The organism is Olleya marilimosa CAM030 (genome assembly GCF_000518485.1).
GTDB lineage: Bacteria > Bacteroidota > Bacteroidia > Flavobacteriales > Flavobacteriaceae > Olleya > Olleya marilimosa.
The window spans coordinates 1-16,972 of record NZ_JADR01000006.1 but is presented as its reverse complement, the minus strand read 5'-3'; the positions used below and the strand labels follow the sequence as shown (position 1 = coordinate 16,972).

Genomic DNA, 16,972 nt, shown 5'->3' with positions numbered 1-16,972 from the left:
TAGCTATGCAATTTTTAAAATCGTCCTTATTTATATTTAGTGCTTTATTAATTTTAAGTTGTAAAGAGCAACTTAAAACAGATACAAAAACAACTTATAATCAAGTTGAATCCGTTACAGAAAAAACAAAATTACCAGCCTTTAAAACTAACAAACAGTTTAATGACTATTGGTACTCTGGACAAGCCGAAATTACATCTTACCAATTAGAACAATCTAGATATGGCGAAATCAGAACAGGGACAGCAGTACTTGTTTTTGTAACCGAACCTTTTTTAAAAAACGATCAAGTAAAAGCAGACCAAAATAACCCATCAAATATTAATGTTTTAAAGCTAAATGCTACCAAAAAATTTAACACAGGTATTTATCCTTATAGCATTATGCAAAGTACATTTTATCCTGTTGCAAATAATCAACACGCCTTAAAAGTTAGTGCTTCTGTGCAAGAATGGTGTGGTCATGTCTACACTCAACTTAATAATCGCGAGCAATTTCAAGTAACCTCTCACTCCTATTTTCAGGGAGAAGCAGATCAAAACTTCAATTTAGAAAAAAACATTTTAGAAAATCAAATTTGGACACAATTGCGCATTGACCCAAATAGTCTACCTGTTGGAAACATAAAAATTATACCAAGTTTAGAATATACCAGACTTAATCACAAACCTTTAAAAGCCTATAACGCTTTCGCGGAAAACAAGCCAGGACAATACACGCTTAAAATTAAAGACTTAGACCGTCAGTTAACTATAAAATACAATCCTTCTTTTCCATACACCATTCAAAGTTGGGAAGAAACACAAAACGGAAACACTACAAAAGCTACAAAAATTAAAACACTACAATCAGACTATTGGAATAAAAAAAGTAACTCGGATTTAGAGTTAAGACAAACACTAGGGTTAGAATAAAAACTATCTTTACCAATTAATTAAACACACCTATGTTTTTAGACAATATACAATCCGAGTTAATCACTTCATCTATAGTATTAGTCATATTTCTAATCATTAGATATGTCCTTAAAATTTTTATAAAAAAAATAGGACAACAAAGTGGTATTAATGATGCTAGAATTGGACTAATTTCTCGATATACAACAGTAACACTTTTCTTAATTTTCATCCTATTTATTGCCTATATTTTTGGAGCAGAATTTAAAGATCTTGCAGTCATTTTTTCATCTGTATTTGCTGTTATTGGTATTGCGCTATTTGCCATTTGGTCCATTCTAAGTAATATTACCTCTGGAATAATCATGTTTTTTTCGTTTCCATATAAAGTTGGAGACAAAATTAAGATTCATGATAAAGACGCTCCAATTGAAGCTATAATAGAAGATATTAGAGCCTTTCAGTTACATTTAAGACAAGATAATGGAGATTTAGTTACCTATCCAAACAACTTAATTCTACAAAAAGCAGTAACTTTAGTACAAAAGGATGCAATCGAGGATTTTGGAGATATGCATTAATCGTTACCTATGGCTAAAAAAAGACAAAAAAAACGTACTCAAAATTACAAAAAACATTTAGGTCAAATTCCTGGAGCACTAGTCTATACAGGCTCTAAAGAAGATAAAATACTCCACTTATACGCTTTTGATTATAGCGAAGACAGTTTTAAAGAAGCAGACTTAAATACAGTCGAAGAAGCCTTTAATTTTAAAGACTCTGAAACCGTAACGTGGTTTAATCTTAACGGACTTAATTTTATTGACCAAATTGAAAAAATTGGTCAACATTATAAGTTACATCCTTTAATTTTAGAAGATATAGTTAACACCTCTCAACGTCCTAAAATTGACGAGTACAAAGATTACTTTTTTATAGTCTTAAAAATGATGTATTACGATGCAGACGAAAAACTTGTTTCAGAGCAAGTCAGCATTGTTATGGGAAAAAACTACGTATTGACCTTTCAGGAAGCAGAAGGTGATGTTTTTGATAGTCTTAGGGATCGTATAAGACAAAAAAAAGGACGTGTACGCGAGGAAGGATCAGACTATTTAATGTACGCTTTAATCGATGCAATTGTTGACCATTATTATGCTATTATAGAGACAATGGGTAACAAGATAGAAGATTTGGAGGACGACCTTTTTACTGGTATGACGCAAGAGCAAATTTCTCAACAAATACAAAATCTAAAACGCGAAATATTAAAGTTACGTCGTGCTATTTTTCCGCTACGCGAAATAATAAATCGTGTAGAAAAAAGTGACAATCCTTTAATTGAAGAAAAAACTACCCATTACTTTAGGGATGTTTACGACCATATTATTCAGGTGACAGAAAATATAGACATTTACCGCGAAATGATTTGGAGTTTAATGGACATGTATATGACTACCATTAGTAATAAAATGAACGAAGTCATGAAGGTACTAACTATTATTGCGACCATATTTATTCCATTAACTTTTATAGCTGGTATTTACGGGATGAATTTTACCAACATGCCAGAACTACAATACAAGTATGGTTATTATGTGGTTTGGATTGTCATGCTAGTTGTTTTAATAGGAATGCTCATTTATTTTAAACGTAAAAAATGGCTTTAAGTGGTAACTGTTAATTAAAGTTAAAGAAATCTAAAAATACTGCATTCCCTTAATGACTTGTTTATATTTGAAACAGTTTCAAATTTGACAAAACAATCATGCAAAAATTATTGGCTTCGGTCCTATTTTTACTGTGCTTTTCATTTTCTACACAAGCACAACAACCAGAAAAATTAAACGCTTCAGAAATTCATCAAGCAGTAAAAAAACTAAATTTTTTAGGGTCAGTTTTATATCTAGCTGCACATCCAGATGATGAAAATACACGATTAATCTCTTACATGTCTAACCATGTAAAAGCACGTACAGCCTACCTATCTTTAACTAGAGGTGATGGTGGACAAAATTTAATTGGTCCAGAGCTAAGAGAACTTTTAGGTGTCATCCGTACGCAAGAGTTACTTGCTGCAAGACGTACAGATGGTGGCGAGCAACGTTTTACAAGAGCTAATGACTTTGGATACTCTAAACATCCAGACGAAACATTAGCGATTTGGAATAAAAACGAAGTCCTTAGTGATGTAGTTTTAGCTATCAGACAATTTAAACCAGATATTATAATAAACCGTTTTGACCACAGAAGTCCAGGTACAACTCATGGTCATCACACAAGTTCTGCGATGTTAAGTGTTGAAGCTTTTGATCTGGCTAACGATAAAAATGCATATCCTGAACAAGTTAAACAATACGGAACATGGCAACCAAAACGCGAGTTTTTTAATACCTCTTGGTGGTTTTATGGTAGCGAAGAAAAATTTGAAGAAGCCGACAAAACCAATCTATTAAACTTTGATATTGGTGTTTATTATCCTGCTTTAGGTGTATCTAACAACGAAATTGCTGCACTTGCTAGTAGCCAACATTTATGTCAAGGTTTTGGTCGTTTATCCCAAAGAGGAAGTCAAACGGAATATATAGAATTAATAAAAGGCGATTTACCTAAAGACAAATCCAATATTTTTGATGGTATCAATACGACTTGGACAAGAGTAAAAGGTGGAGAACAGATTGAAACTATTCTAAAAAATGTAGAAACTAATTTTAATTTTGAAAATCCTGCAGCCCATTTAGATCAATTATTACAAGCTAGACAATTAATTTTAGCGATTGATAGTCCACAATGGAAAGATCAAAAAATTAAAGAAATTAATAAAATTATAGAAGCTTGTGCTGGTTTATATTTAGAAGCTTCAGCCAACACACCAACTGCATCAACAGGTCAAATTATTGATATAGATATTGAAGCCTTAAACCGAAGCAATGCCACTATTAAATTAGATAGTTACACCATATCAAACAATTCTATTAATAGTAATTATGGTAAATTATTAAAAGCAAACGATAAACAAGTACTAAAAGAAAAAATTACAATTGCTAACTCATTACAACCAACTGCGCCTTATTGGTTAAACCAAAAAGGTAGCTTAGGCATGTATAAAGTTGAAGACAAAAATCTAATTGGTAAACCGGAAACACCACGCGCTATTACTATAGATTTTCATCTTAATATCAATGGATTTCCGTTTACGGTCACTAAAGATTTAGTATATCGTTACTCAAAACCTGATAAAGGTGAATTGTATAGACCATTTGAAATTATTCCAGAAGCTTCGGCAAAAATCAATCAAAAGGTTATCATTTTTGAAAATGACCAACAAAAAGAAATTCCCGTAACAGTTCAAGCTGGAAAAGATAATTTAGAAGGTTATATTACCATTGCGCATCCTAATGGTTGGTCTGTTTTTCCTGAAAAGCAAAAAATAACTATAGCTAATAAAGGACAAGAACAAACTTTTATTTTTACAATCATTCCGCCTAAAAACCAAAGCGAAGGTTTAATTAGTCCAATAGTTACCATTGGCGACAAGACTTACACCAAAGAATTAATTGAAATAAACTACGAGCATATTCCGTTTCAAACGGTATTACTTCCTAGTGAAAGTAAAATAGTACGATTAGATATTAAAAAACGTGGCGAAAATATAGCATATATTGAAGGAGCTGGAGACGTAGTACCAGAAAGCTTACAACAAATTGGCTACAACGTTATGATTTTAAAACCTGAAGACATCACACCAGAACTTCTAAGTGCTTTTGATGCAGTAGTGGTTGGTATTAGAGCTTATAATATTGTTGAAGCACTTAAATTTAAACAAGAGATCTTATTTGATTTTGTAGACAAAGGAGGAAACATGGTTGTGCAATACAATACCAATCGTGGTATTAAAGTAGATAATATTGCGCCTTTTGATTTACAATTATCACGAGATAGAGTTACAGATGAAAATGCAGAAGTAACCTTATTAGCTCCAAATCACGAGGTGCTTAATTTTCCTAACAAAATAACTACTAAAGATTTTGAAGGTTGGACGCAAGAACGTGGATTGTATTTTCCTGACCAATGGTCATCAGACTTCACTCCTATCCTATCCATGCATGATAAAGACGAAACTGCTAAAACAGGAAGTCTTTTAGTCGCAAAACATGGAAAAGGATACTATATCTATACTGGATTAAGCTTTTTTAGAGAATTTCCTGTTGGTGTTTCTGGTGCTTACAGATTATTTGCAAACATGCTAAGTATAGGTAAACAAGATATTACTAATGATAATGGAATAAAAAACTAAATCATGCAAGACCAACCTAAATACCAATGGAAACCGTTATATACAATTCTTTTAGTTGCAAATGCGCTATACATTATTGCATTTTACTTAATAACTAAACTGTTTTAAATTATGCAAACTTTAGATTGGATTGTCTTAATTGGGACACTGTTAACCATTGTTATTTACGGAACGTATCAAACCAGAGGTAGTAAAAACGTACAGGATTATTTAAAAGGTGGTAGTACCAGTAAATGGTGGACCATAGGATTATCTGTTATGGCTACACAGGCTAGTGCTATAACCTTTTTAAGTACGCCTGGACAAGCATTTCACTCTGGAATGGGATTTGTGCAGTTTTATTTTGGATTACCAATAGCCATGATTGTAATCTGCATGGTCTTTATACCTTTATATCACAGACTAAAAGTGTACACTGCTTACGAGTTTTTAGAAAACCGTTTTGACCGTAAAACACGTACGCTTACAGCTGTATTATTTTTAATACAACGTGGTCTAGCAGCAGGAATAACCATTTTTGCTCCTGCTATTATCTTATCTGCAGTGTTAGGATGGAATCTACTTTTACTAAATATTATTATAGGAGTATTAGTTATAATCTACACGGTTTCTGGAGGTACAAAAGCAGTTAATGTGACTCAAAAACACCAAATGGTGGTGATTTTTACAGGAATGGTTATTGCTTTCATTTTAATATTAAACCAATTACCTGATGATATCACTTTTAAAAAAGCTCTAGATATTGCTGGAGCAAGCGGTAAAATGGAGGTGTTAGATTTTTCTTTCGATTTAAATAATAGATATACGGTCTGGAGTGGATTAATTGGTGGTACGTTTTTAATGCTATCGTATTTTGGTACAGACCAAAGTCAAGTGCAGCGTTATTTGTCTGGTAAATCTGTAAAAGAAATGCGTTTAGGATTAATATTTAACGGATTACTAAAGGTACCAATGCAATTTTTTATATTGTTGGTAGGTGTAATGGTATTTGTGTTTTACCAATTTAACGACGCTCCTATAAATTTTAATCCTACTGCAACAGAAGTTGTATTAAATTCAAAATTTGCAGATCAATATGCTGAGTTGCAATTAGAGCAGAAAGAAATTTTTGATCTAAAAAAAGCAACAATTACTGAGTTAGCAAATACCGATGGAAAAGTTAATCAGGACCTTATCGCAAGTTATAACGCTAAAAGTGATACCATAAGAGCGCATGCTAGAGATTTAATTAAAAAAGCTGGAGAAGCCGAAGGTTTAAAAGTTGAAAGTAATGACAAGGATTATGTTTTTATACATTTTATACTTAATAATTTACCAAAAGGCTTAATTGGATTATTGTTAGCTGTTATTTTAAGTGCAGCCATGTCTAGTACAGCATCAGAGCTTAATGCGCTAGCTAGCACAACAACTATTGATTTATATAAACACAGAGTTGGACCTAAGACTGACCAAGAAATGGTTAAGGCCTCAAGAGGTTTTACACTACTTTGGGGAATCATGGCAATTGGTGTCGCTTGCGTCGCCAATCTAGCAGAAAACCTAATACAATTAGTTAATATTATTGGCTCCATATTTTATGGTAATGTCCTTGGTATATTTTTATTAGCGTTTTTCTTTAAGCAAATTAAAGCTAATGCTGTTTTTGTAGCTGCTTTAATTACACAAGTTTTAGTGATTGGTTTATTCTTTTTAAATGAATATGAAATAATTAATCTACCTTTTTTATGGTTAAACTTTGTTGGTTGTGCTATAGTTATGGTCATTGCCTTTATTATTCAATCTTTATTTAAAACACCTGATATAAAAAGGGCTTAGTCTGTAATTAATAATCATAGTTTTTTGTTAGGAATTGCTTAATTACTAAAACTACAACCATAACAAAACACCTTATTCATGTTAATCAAGTAAGATTTAAGTTAAAGAATTTCATCTATCTTTGCATTCAATAAAGCAAAACCATGAGAATTGATATTATAACTGTCTTACCAGAATTACTTAAAAGTCCATTTGAAGCTTCTATTTTAAAGCGTGCGATTGAGGCTAATTTGGTTGAAGTACATTTTCATAATTTAAGAGACTACACCACAGATAATTACAAGTCCATTGATGACACCCAATTTGGTGGTGGAGCTGGTATGGTCATGATGGTTGAACCTATAGACAAATGCATTTCTAAATTAAAAGAAACGCGTAATTATGACGAGGTTATATATATGACGCCTGATGGCGAAACCTTAAACCAAAGCATAGCTAACCAAGTTTCTTTAAAAGAAAACATAATTATACTTTGCGGACATTATAAAGGTGTTGACCAACGTGTAAGAGATTTATTTATCACTAAAGAAATATCTATAGGAGATTATGTACTATCTGGAGGAGAATTAGGTGCAGCAGTTTTATGTGATGCAGTAATAAGATTAATTCCTGGTGTTTTAGGTAATGAAACCTCGGCATTGACAGACAGTTTTCAGGATAATTTATTAGCGCCACCAATTTATACTAAACCAAGAATTTATAAAGGTTTAGAAGTACCCGAAGTTTTATTAAGTGGTCATGCTGCTAATATTGAAAGATGGAGAGAAGACCAAGCCTACCAACGTACTAAAGACAGACGACCAGATTTATTAGATAAATAGACGACGTGTTTTTTAAGTATCCAAAAAAATAGACAAACTTTTTACATTTTTACTTTCTGTTTTTTACTTTTTAACTATATTTGCACCCAATTTCGGATTAACCTCTGGCGAGAAACGTGAATGTTGCTCTGAATCAATCATTTTAAAATTAAATAAAGATGGAATCTTTAATAAAATTTGTTCAAGACGAGTTTGTAACAACAAAGGACTTTCCTGAATTTTCAGCTGGAGACACAATTACTGTGTACTATGAAATTAGAGAAGGAGAAAAAGTACGTACTCAGTTTTTTAGAGGAGTAGTAATTCAAAAAAGAGGTAGCGGATCTTCTGAGACGTTTACAATTAGAAAAATGTCAGGAACTATTGGTGTAGAGCGTATCTTCCCAATCAACTTACCTGCATTACAAAAAATTGAAATCAATAAAAAAGGTAAAGTACGTCGTGCTAGAATCTTTTACTTTAGAGGTCTTACTGGTAAGAAAGCTAGAATTAAAGAAGCAAGAAGAAAATAATTTCTTCAACCTTAGTTATATTAAAAAGCCTAACTTATTTAAGTTAGGCTTTTGTTGTTATTAACTTTTGTTAATAACTACGGTTCATAACTAGTTGATATCTAATACCTTATTTACTTGTTATAACCATAGATATTATTTAATTTAGTAAAACAATTAATAACAATAGTAATATTGGTTTCAATTAAATGTTGAATTTGATTTAGTTTTATTTGTTTTTTGAGGTTTTGAAAATTGCAGGTGTAGTCGTGCAACTAAAAAATCATGATACTTTAGCCTATAAGTTTTGTTTGACAGGATTTAAAAAGTAAAGTTGAAAGTTTTAAGTAAAGTAATACAGCGAAAGTAAAACTACTTGAACAAAACAATGTTTATTAATCATAGTTAGTTTTTAAATAACTAATTAAAAGGTAAACATCAAGAAAAACAATTACTAAGTACATTTAGTAACAGGTCAATACATTTTGAAAGTTACTCTTATAATGTACTATTGATTTAATATTAGCTTGAACTGAAAAAATGTAAAACGAAAGTTTTGGATTGATCTAGTGAAAGTTAGATAAGTCGGCAAAATATTATCTCAAAAAAGCCATAGCAACAATAGTTAAGTCTATTATGTTATGGCTTTTGTTTTACTGTCATTTAAAGTATATTTACTACAAATAGTAAAAATGAACCCATCATACATCGCAGATAAAACATACAAAAATCAAGATTATACAGTCACTGACTTGCAAAAAGCAGAATACGACAATTGCACGTTTATAAATTGTAATTTTAATGCCTGTTATTTATCCAGTATAACCTTTTTAGATTGTCAATTTATAGATTGTGACCTAAGTAACAGTAAAACATCAGACACCACTTATAAAGATGTAATCTTTAAAAACTGTAAACTATTAGGGGTTTTATTTAATGATTGTAACCAATTATTAATGTCAATAACCTTTGATAAATGTCAACTTAATTTTGCTTCTTTTTATCAAGTTAAATTAATTAGTACCACATTTACAAATTGCCAGTTTGATAAAACAGAATTTACAGAAGCGAATTTAACAAAATGCATTTTTGACAATTGTGACTTTAGTCATGCTGTATTTTTTAATACTAACCTAGAGCAAGCAAACTTTTTAACCTCTTATAACTACACGATTCACCCTGGAAATAACAAAATAAAAGGAGCAAAATTTTCAAAAGACCAAATTCATGGGTTATTAGATGCTTATAAAATTCATATTTCTTAAAATTTTATCCATATATTATTAAATCCGCAATAAACTCACCTTCAATTTACTTTACAACTAAATGGGTTGTTAAGTAAACGTTTTCGCTTTAAAAAACCTCCTATTTTTTGTATCTTCGTGACGCTTAAAATTAAACTAATACACATTTACATTTATGTCAAATTCACCAAAAATTATATATACCATTACAGATGAAGCTCCAGCTTTAGCAACGCGTTCATTTTTACCAATCGTTAAAGCATTTACTGCTTCTTCTGGAATAGGATTAGAAACTAAAGACATATCATTAGCAGCACGTATTTTAGCAGTATTTCCTGATTTTTTAACAGAAGATCAACGTGTATCTGATGATTTAGCTTACTTAGGAGAGTTAGCTAAAACTCCAGAAGCAAATATTATTAAATTACCAAACATTAGTGCTTCTGTACCACAACTTAAGGCAGCCATTAAAGAGTTACAAGCAAAAGGTTACGCTATACCTGATTATCCAGAAGAAGTAACAAATGATAAAGAAAAAGATGCCAAACAACGTTACGACAAAATTAAAGGTAGTGCAGTAAATCCAGTATTGCGTGAAGGTAACTCTGACAGACGTGCGCCAAAAGCTGTAAAAAATTATGCTAAGAAAAACCCACACTCAATGGGAGCTTGGTCAAAAGATTCAAAATCACATGTCGCAACTATGACTGAAGGTGATTTTGCACATAACGAGAAATCTGTAACATTAAATGATGCTACAACTGTAAAAATAGTACACACAGATAAGTCTGGTAATGAAACCATTTTAAAAGATAACTTAGGGTTATTAAAAGGTGAAATTATTGATGGAACAGTATTAAGTAAAAAAGCTTTACTTAAATTTTTAGAAGCTCAAATTAAAGATGCTAAGGACCAAGGTGTACTGTTCTCTTTACACATGAAAGCTACCATGATGAAGGTCTCTGACCCTATTATTTTTGGTCACGCTGTTCGTGTATTTTTTAAAGACGTATTTGCTAAACACAGTGCTACTTTTGAAAAAATTGGTGTTGATGTTAATAATGGCTTTGGAAACTTATTAAGCAATCTAAACGAATTATCAGAAACTGAACGTAATACTATTCTTGCAGATATTGATGCTGCTTACAAAGCTAATCCAGCTTTAGCAATGGTGGATAGTGATAAAGGTATTACAAACTTACACGTACCAAGTGATGTAATTATTGATGCCTCAATGCCAGCAATGATCAGAAATTCTGGTCAAATGTGGAATGCAGATGGTAAATCTCAAGATACTAAAGCCGTAATTCCTGATAGTAGTTATGCAGGAATATATACCGCAACTATAGATTTTTGTAAAGAACACGGAGCGTTTGACCCAACAACAATGGGAACAGTTCCTAACGTAGGGTTAATGGCTCAAAAAGCTGAAGAATACGGATCTCATGACAAAACGTTTGAAATTGATGCGGACGGTAAAGTAGACGTTATTGATGCTGATGGAAATGTATTAATATCTCACAATGTTGAAGCTGGAGATATCTGGAGAATGTGTCAAGTTAAAGATGCACCAATCCAAGACTGGGTTAAATTAGCAGTTACTCGTGCTAGAGCCTCTCAAACTCCTGCTGTTTTCTGGTTAGACGAAAACAGAGCGCATGATGCAGAATTAATCAAAAAAGTAAATACATACTTAAAAGATCATGATACTGAAGGTTTAGAACTTCATATCTTATCTCCAATTAAAGCAACACAGTTTACTTTAAAACGCGTAAAAGCTGGAGAAGATACAATCTCTGTTTCTGGAAACGTTTTACGTGATTACTTAACAGATTTATTCCCAATTTTAGAATTAGGTACATCTGCAAAAATGTTATCTATTGTACCATTAATGAATGGTGGAGGTTTATTTGAAACTGGTGCAGGTGGATCTGCTCCAAAACACGTACAACAATTTGTTGAAGAAAATCATTTACGTTGGGATAGTTTAGGAGAATTTTTAGCTCTTGCAGTATCTTTAGAGCATTTTAGCCAAGTAAATAATAATCCTAAAGCTAAAGTTTTAGGTGATACGTTGGATGATGCTACAGAAAAATTATTAGAAAATAAAAAAGGACCTTCTAGAAAATCTGGTGAGATTGATAACAGAGGAAGCCACTTTTACTTAGCAATGTATTGGGCAGAAGCATTAGCAAACCAAGATAAAGATGCTGCTTTAAAAGCACAATTTGCTCCAGTTGCTTTAGCTTTTAAAGCCGAAGAAAAAGTGATTGTATCTGCATTAAGTGATATACAAGGTGTTGCTGTAGATATTGAAGGTTATTACGCTCCAAATGAAGAGTTAACTGCTAAAGCTATGCGACCAATTCAATTATTTAATGACTTATTAAAAAGTATCTAAATAATTATTTAAATTATATAAAAAGCTCCCTTTTGGGAGCTTTTTTAGTTTTAGAGAATTAACATTAAATTTTTATACAGTATAACATGTACTAAAAAAGTAAATACCATATTTAGTTAAAGTTTAACACAATGTAACAGAATATCTAAAGTTGCTTTTCGTTATTTTTACTAATCAAAATCAACCAATGAATAATATAAAAAACAGTTTTTTAATCTTGTTTTTAATTAGTACTACACTAATTTTTGCACAAGATAAATTTACTTTAAGTGGTAAAATAGTTGAAAGTGCTAGTAACGAAACTTTAATAAGTGTAAATGTAATTGTTCCAGAATTAAATACTGGAGCAGTCACTAATGAGTATGGCTTCTACTCTATCACTCTTCCAAAAGGAACTTATAAAATTGTAGTTTCCTATTTAGGATTTTCTGACATTACAGAAACTATAACTTTAGACAGTAATATTACCAAAAATTTTAGCTTAGAAGAATCTTTTGAAAATTTAGACGAAGTTATTATTACTGAAAATGTAGAGAAGCTAAACATTAAAAAACCTCAAATGAGTGTTAATGCGCTAAGTTCTGCAACGATAAAAGACATACCAGTTGTTTTTGGCGAAGCAGATGTCATAAAAGCAATAACACTTTTACCAGGTGTTACTAATGCAGGAGAAGGTTCTTCTGGTTTTAATGTACGTGGTGGAGCAGCGGATCAAAATCTTATTTTGTTAGACGAAGCTACAGTATTTAATTCATCGCACTTATTTGGTTTCTTTTCAGTATTTAATCCAGATGCTATTAAAGATATTAAATTATATAAAGGTGGTATTCCTGCACGTTATGGTGGACGTGTCTCTTCGGTTTTAGATATTTATCAAAAAGAAGGAAACAGTAAAGAGTTTCATATGAATGGTGGAATTGGTATTGTGTCTAGCAGAATTCTTGCAGAGGGACCAATAAAAAAAGACAAAGGGTCTTTTCTATTTGGAGGTCGTAGTAGTTATGCGCATTTATTTTTACCGCTTTTTGATATAGATAATAAAGCTTATTTCTATGATTTAAACACAAAATTAAGTTATGATATAAACGATAATAATAGTATTTATCTTTCTGGATATTTTGGTCGTGATGTTTTTAGTATTACGGATAGTTTTGAAAATACTTATGGTAATACAGTGGTTAATTTTAGATGGAATCATTTATTCTCTGACAAATTATTTTCTAACATGTCTGTCATCTATTCAGATTATTACTATGGTTTAAAACTTAATTTTGTAGAATTTGATTGGAATTCAGGAATTCAAAACTTTAATTTTAAATACGATTTTAAACATTACGTTACAGATGGCTTCAAACTTCAATATGGTTTAAATAGTATTTACTACAAATTTAATCCAGGAGATATAAAACCATCCACACCAACTTCTGGAATAAACCCATTTAAATTAACAGATAAATACGCTTTTGAAAATGCAGTTTATATTGACGCCGAACATAAACTATCAGATAAACTAAATTTAAGTTATGGACTACGCATTAGTTCTTTTTTAAGATTAGGACAAAATCAATTAAATACTTACCAAGATGATCAAGCAGTTGTATTTAATAATGATTTTCAAATTTATCAAAAAGCAAATCCTACAGGCTCAGAATCATTTAACAAAAGAGATGTAATTAAAAGTTTTGCTAACCTAGAGCCTAGAGCATCCTTGGCTTACCAACTAAACGATAATTCTTCTGTGAAAGCAAGTTATAATCGTATGACTCAATACTTACATTTATTATCTAATACATCATCACCAACACCTTTAGATATATGGACACCAAGTGGTAAATATGTAAAACCACAACTATTAGATCAAGTTGCTTTAGGATACTTTAGAAGTTTTAATGACGATAATTATAGTTTAGAGGTCGAAACATATTATAAAAAAATTCAAAACAGAATAGATTATATAGATGGTGCAGACCTAATCGCAAATGATGCAATAGAACAAGTTATTTTAAATGGAGAAGCCAGAGCATATGGACTAGAAATTCTTTTAAGAAAAAATGAAGGACGTTTTAAAGGTTGGTTAGCTTATACACTATCTAAGTCGGAGCAAAAAACACCTGGTCGTACAGCTAATGAAACAGGTATAAACAATGGTAATTGGTATAATACCGCTTATGATAAAACACATGATATATCCCTAACTACCAGCTATGACTGGAATAAAAAATGGAAATTTAATGCAAATTTTCTATTTCAAACAGGACAACCAACTACATATCCTAACGGACAATATACCTACAATGGAATAAACATACCTAGTTATAGTAACAGAAATGAAGACAGATTACCTGCCTACCATCGTTTAGATTTATCAGCTAATTACACACCAAAAGCAGATAAAACATCAAAATGGCAAAGCTATTGGGTATTTGGACTTTACAATGTTTATAATCGTCGTAACGCTGCATCAATTACTTTTGGAGAAAACAGAATGACAGGAACTAATGAAGCAACAAGACTGTCTATTTTTGGAATTATTCCTTCTATTTCTTATAATTTTAAATTTTAAATTTTAATAAAATGAAAAAAGCACTATATATAGTAATTGCATTTATACTTTTTAATTGTGAAGATGTTATAGATTTAAAAGTACCAACATCAAACCCAAAATTAGTAATCGAAGCATCTTTAAATTGGTTTGAAGGAACAGATGGGTCAGAGCAACAAATAAAATTAACTTTATCAGCTCCTTTCTTTGACCAAGAAGTTCCTCCTGCAAACAATGCGACAGTCCTAGTAGAAGATACAAACAATAATATTTTCGAATTTGTAGAAGAAGAAAACACAGGGATATATAAAACAAACACCTTTATACCACAAATAAACCAAAAGTATACGCTAACAATAATTTATCAAGAACAAACATATATCGGGACTGAAGTACTAACTACGGTAACACCAATTGATTACATCGAGCAAAATAACGAAGGTGGTTTTTCTGGTGAAGATATAGAACTAAAAGCCTTTTACACAGATCCTGCAAACATAGACAATTACTATTTTTTCGAGTTTATTTCGGACATTCCTCAAATACCAGTACTAGAAGTTTATGATGACGAATTTACTGATGGCAATCAAATCTTCGCATTTTACTCGGAAGAAGATTTAGAAGCAGGAAATTTAGTTACCATAAATAATTATGGAATTTCGCAACAATTTTATCAATTTATGGATTTATTACTACAACAAACGTCAGATGGTGGAGGTGGACCATTTCAAACACAACCAGCAACCGTTAGAGGTAACTGTATTAATATAACCAATCCAGAGAATTTCCCTTTAGGTTATTTCAGAGTTTCACAAGCCTATCAATTTACTTATATTGTAGAATAATTATTAGGCGTTACCACAAGGGTCGCGCTTTCGGCAGTCGCTCTCTCCGAGGAGCTTCAACAAATGCCTCAATCACTAACGCAAAACAGTACTAGTTATAAACTATGGAGTTTACAAAAACAACAGAGCAAGATTCAAATTACAATAATTTAGAAAAAATGTCAATAACAGACTTGCTTAAAAATATTAATATAGAAGACAACACTGTACCAAAAGCGGTACAAAAAGCAATACCTCAAATTGAAGCATTAGTCCAGCAAATTGTAATTAAAATGGAACAAGGTGGAAGACTTTTTTATATGGGAGCAGGTACTAGTGGTCGTTTAGGTGTTGTAGATGCATCAGAGTGCCCACCAACCTTTGGTGTATCATATAACCGTGTAATAGGGCTCATAGCTGGAGGTGATAAAGCAATTAGAGAAGCAGTCGAATTTGCAGAGGATTCAACAACTCAAGGTTGGACTGACTTAACACAACATAACATAACAGAAAAAGACGTAGTAATTGGTATAGCTGCATCAGGTACAACTCCATATGTCATAGCAGCATTAAAAAAATGTAATTCAGAAGGAATATTAACAGGGTGTATTACGTCTAATAGCAATAGCCCATTAAGTCAAGTAGCACAGTTTCCAGTAGAAGTTATAGTAGGGCCAGAATTTGTTACAGGTAGTTCACGCATGAAAGCAGGAACTGCGCAAAAACTTGTCTTAAACATGATATCTACCACAATGATGATAAAACTGGGTAAAGTAAAAGGTAACAAAATGGTCGATATGCAACTAAGTAATGATAAGTTAGTTGATCGAGGTATAAAAATGTTAATGTCAGAATTAAGCATTACTTATATTGAAGCAGAAAGATTACTAAAAAAACATAAAGGCGTTAGAAAAGCTTTAAATCATTATAACTATGGAAACTAAATCAACAGACAAAGAAGTTCTTGTAAAAGGAATAAAACAAATGGCTGCAGCAATGTTACTAATGTTTATTGGTCCTACACTACTATATCTGGTATTAACTAATAAAGAAAAAGATTTCTACATTCCACTATTAATAATTGCAATATTAATATGTGCATTAGCAGTATTTATTGCGTTTAAAGGTATAAATACAATCTTAGATAGTTTTTTCAAAAGCAATAAAACTAAATAGTATAAGTATATCTACCAGAACAATCAAAAGCTTAAACTAACAGAATAATAAATTACATTATAGCTACAACTTTTTAATTACTTGAGTATAGTTATAACTCCCCTTTTTCTCTTTCAAATACCTTACATTATAATTTCTGTTAAGGCAGCCTATTAATTTTGTTTTTTATCTTCTAGACTCTACCCTTCTAATTTCTATCAATTTCATTTTAAGGCACAAAAAAACCCTTCATAAATAAATATGAAGGGTTCTCTAAAAAGGCGACGACCTACTCTCCCACAATGCAGTACCATCGGCGCAAATGGGCTTAACTTCTCTGTTCGGAATGGTAAGAGGTGAGCCCCATCGCTATAATCACCTTAAATCTTTCGGTGTATGTAGTATTAACTACTTTACCGTATATAATAACATATTGAAAAAATGATTCATGAAAATTTTATATTGAACTTTATAAAAAACAGGCGT

Annotated in this window: 13 protein-coding genes and 1 rRNA gene; 13 read left to right on the top strand and 1 reads right to left on the bottom strand. The window is 31.5% G+C overall.

Annotation, left to right across the window (positions count from 1 at the left end):
• Positions 1-5: 5 nt before the first annotated feature.
• The 13 genes from M890_RS0107460 (at position 6) to M890_RS0107400 (ending at position 16,507) form a co-directional block, all read left to right on the top strand.
• Entirely contained in the window at positions 6-914 is a 909-nt protein-coding gene (locus tag M890_RS0107460) for a hypothetical protein (RefSeq protein ID WP_028282936.1), read from the top strand.
• Positions 915-946: 32 nt separating this feature from the next.
• Positions 947-1,477: a mechanosensitive ion channel domain-containing protein gene (locus tag M890_RS0107455; protein ID WP_028282935.1), complete on the top strand. Its 531-nt coding sequence runs from the start codon at positions 947-949 to the stop codon at positions 1,475-1,477.
• A gap of 9 nt (positions 1,478-1,486) precedes the next feature.
• Positions 1,487-2,566 carry a magnesium/cobalt transporter CorA gene (corA, locus tag M890_RS0107450; RefSeq protein ID WP_028282934.1) on the top strand — a complete coding sequence of 360 codons (1,080 nt, stop codon included), beginning with the start codon at positions 1,487-1,489 and terminating at the stop codon, positions 2,564-2,566.
• 98 nt (positions 2,567-2,664) lie between these two features.
• The gene (locus tag M890_RS0107445; RefSeq protein ID WP_028282933.1) at positions 2,665-5,193 is read left to right on the top strand and encodes a PIG-L family deacetylase; all 2,529 of its coding nucleotides are present in this window, start codon (positions 2,665-2,667) and stop codon (positions 5,191-5,193) included.
• 111 nt (positions 5,194-5,304) lie between these two features.
• On the top strand, positions 5,305-7,008 hold the full coding sequence (locus tag M890_RS0107440; protein ID WP_028282932.1) for a sodium:solute symporter family protein: 1,704 nt from the start codon (positions 5,305-5,307) through the stop codon (positions 7,006-7,008).
• A 143-nt stretch (positions 7,009-7,151) separates the two neighbouring features.
• Positions 7,152-7,829 (top strand): tRNA (guanosine(37)-N1)-methyltransferase TrmD, encoded by a 678-nt coding sequence (gene trmD, locus M890_RS0107435; RefSeq protein ID WP_028282931.1) that lies wholly within the window; start codon positions 7,152-7,154, stop codon positions 7,827-7,829.
• A 158-nt stretch (positions 7,830-7,987) separates the two neighbouring features.
• A complete protein-coding gene (rplS, locus tag M890_RS0107430; RefSeq protein ID WP_028282930.1) occupies positions 7,988-8,341 on the top strand; it encodes a 50S ribosomal protein L19 in 354 nt (117 codons plus the stop codon).
• Between the two features lie 671 nt (positions 8,342-9,012).
• Positions 9,013-9,585, top strand: a complete 573-nt coding sequence (locus M890_RS0107425) for a pentapeptide repeat-containing protein (RefSeq protein WP_028282929.1) — start codon at positions 9,013-9,015, stop codon at positions 9,583-9,585.
• A 154-nt stretch (positions 9,586-9,739) separates the two neighbouring features.
• Positions 9,740-11,965: an NADP-dependent isocitrate dehydrogenase gene (locus M890_RS0107420; RefSeq protein WP_028282928.1), complete on the top strand. Its 2,226-nt coding sequence runs from the start codon at positions 9,740-9,742 to the stop codon at positions 11,963-11,965.
• A 187-nt stretch (positions 11,966-12,152) separates the two neighbouring features.
• Positions 12,153-14,528, top strand: coding sequence for a TonB-dependent receptor (locus M890_RS0107415; protein WP_036597304.1), 2,376 nt, complete (start codon positions 12,153-12,155; stop codon positions 14,526-14,528).
• A gap of 11 nt (positions 14,529-14,539) precedes the next feature.
• Complete coding sequence (locus M890_RS0107410) at positions 14,540-15,352, top strand: DUF4249 domain-containing protein (protein ID WP_028282926.1); 813 nt, start codon at positions 14,540-14,542, stop codon at positions 15,350-15,352.
• 104 nt (positions 15,353-15,456) lie between these two features.
• Positions 15,457-16,275: an N-acetylmuramic acid 6-phosphate etherase gene (gene murQ / locus M890_RS0107405; RefSeq protein ID WP_028282925.1), complete on the top strand. Its 819-nt coding sequence runs from the start codon at positions 15,457-15,459 to the stop codon at positions 16,273-16,275.
• Positions 16,265-16,507 (top strand): DUF6095 family protein, encoded by a 243-nt coding sequence (locus M890_RS0107400; protein ID WP_028282924.1) that lies wholly within the window; start codon positions 16,265-16,267, stop codon positions 16,505-16,507. The genes murQ and M890_RS0107400 overlap by 11 nt, the downstream gene beginning before the upstream one ends.
• A 255-nt stretch (positions 16,508-16,762) precedes the next feature.
• On the opposite strand, the gene rrf is transcribed toward M890_RS0107400, so the two are convergent.
• Positions 16,763-16,869, bottom strand: a 5S ribosomal RNA gene (gene rrf / locus M890_RS0107395).
• Positions 16,870-16,972 lie beyond the last annotated feature (103 nt).

What these genes read in the sequence shown, in the direction of transcription:
- M890_RS0107460 (WP_028282936.1), top strand. Translation starts at nt 6, where the DNA reads ATGCAATTTTTAAAATCGTCCTTATTTATATTTAGTGCTTTATTAATT.
- M890_RS0107455 (WP_028282935.1), top strand. Translation starts at nt 947, where the DNA reads ATGTTTTTAGACAATATACAATCCGAGTTAATCACTTCATCTATAGTA.
- corA (WP_028282934.1), top strand. Translation starts at nt 1,487, where the DNA reads ATGGCTAAAAAAAGACAAAAAAAACGTACTCAAAATTACAAAAAACAT.
- M890_RS0107445 (WP_028282933.1), top strand. Translation starts at nt 2,665, where the DNA reads ATGCAAAAATTATTGGCTTCGGTCCTATTTTTACTGTGCTTTTCATTT.
- M890_RS0107440 (WP_028282932.1), top strand. Translation starts at nt 5,305, where the DNA reads ATGCAAACTTTAGATTGGATTGTCTTAATTGGGACACTGTTAACCATT.
- trmD (WP_028282931.1), top strand. Translation starts at nt 7,152, where the DNA reads ATGAGAATTGATATTATAACTGTCTTACCAGAATTACTTAAAAGTCCA.
- rplS (WP_028282930.1), top strand. Translation starts at nt 7,988, where the DNA reads ATGGAATCTTTAATAAAATTTGTTCAAGACGAGTTTGTAACAACAAAG.
- M890_RS0107425 (WP_028282929.1), top strand. Translation starts at nt 9,013, where the DNA reads ATGAACCCATCATACATCGCAGATAAAACATACAAAAATCAAGATTAT.
- M890_RS0107420 (WP_028282928.1), top strand. Translation starts at nt 9,740, where the DNA reads ATGTCAAATTCACCAAAAATTATATATACCATTACAGATGAAGCTCCA.
- M890_RS0107415 (WP_036597304.1), top strand. Translation starts at nt 12,153, where the DNA reads ATGAATAATATAAAAAACAGTTTTTTAATCTTGTTTTTAATTAGTACT.
- M890_RS0107410 (WP_028282926.1), top strand. Translation starts at nt 14,540, where the DNA reads ATGAAAAAAGCACTATATATAGTAATTGCATTTATACTTTTTAATTGT.
- murQ (WP_028282925.1), top strand. Translation starts at nt 15,457, where the DNA reads ATGGAGTTTACAAAAACAACAGAGCAAGATTCAAATTACAATAATTTA.
- M890_RS0107400 (WP_028282924.1), top strand. Translation starts at nt 16,265, where the DNA reads ATGGAAACTAAATCAACAGACAAAGAAGTTCTTGTAAAAGGAATAAAA.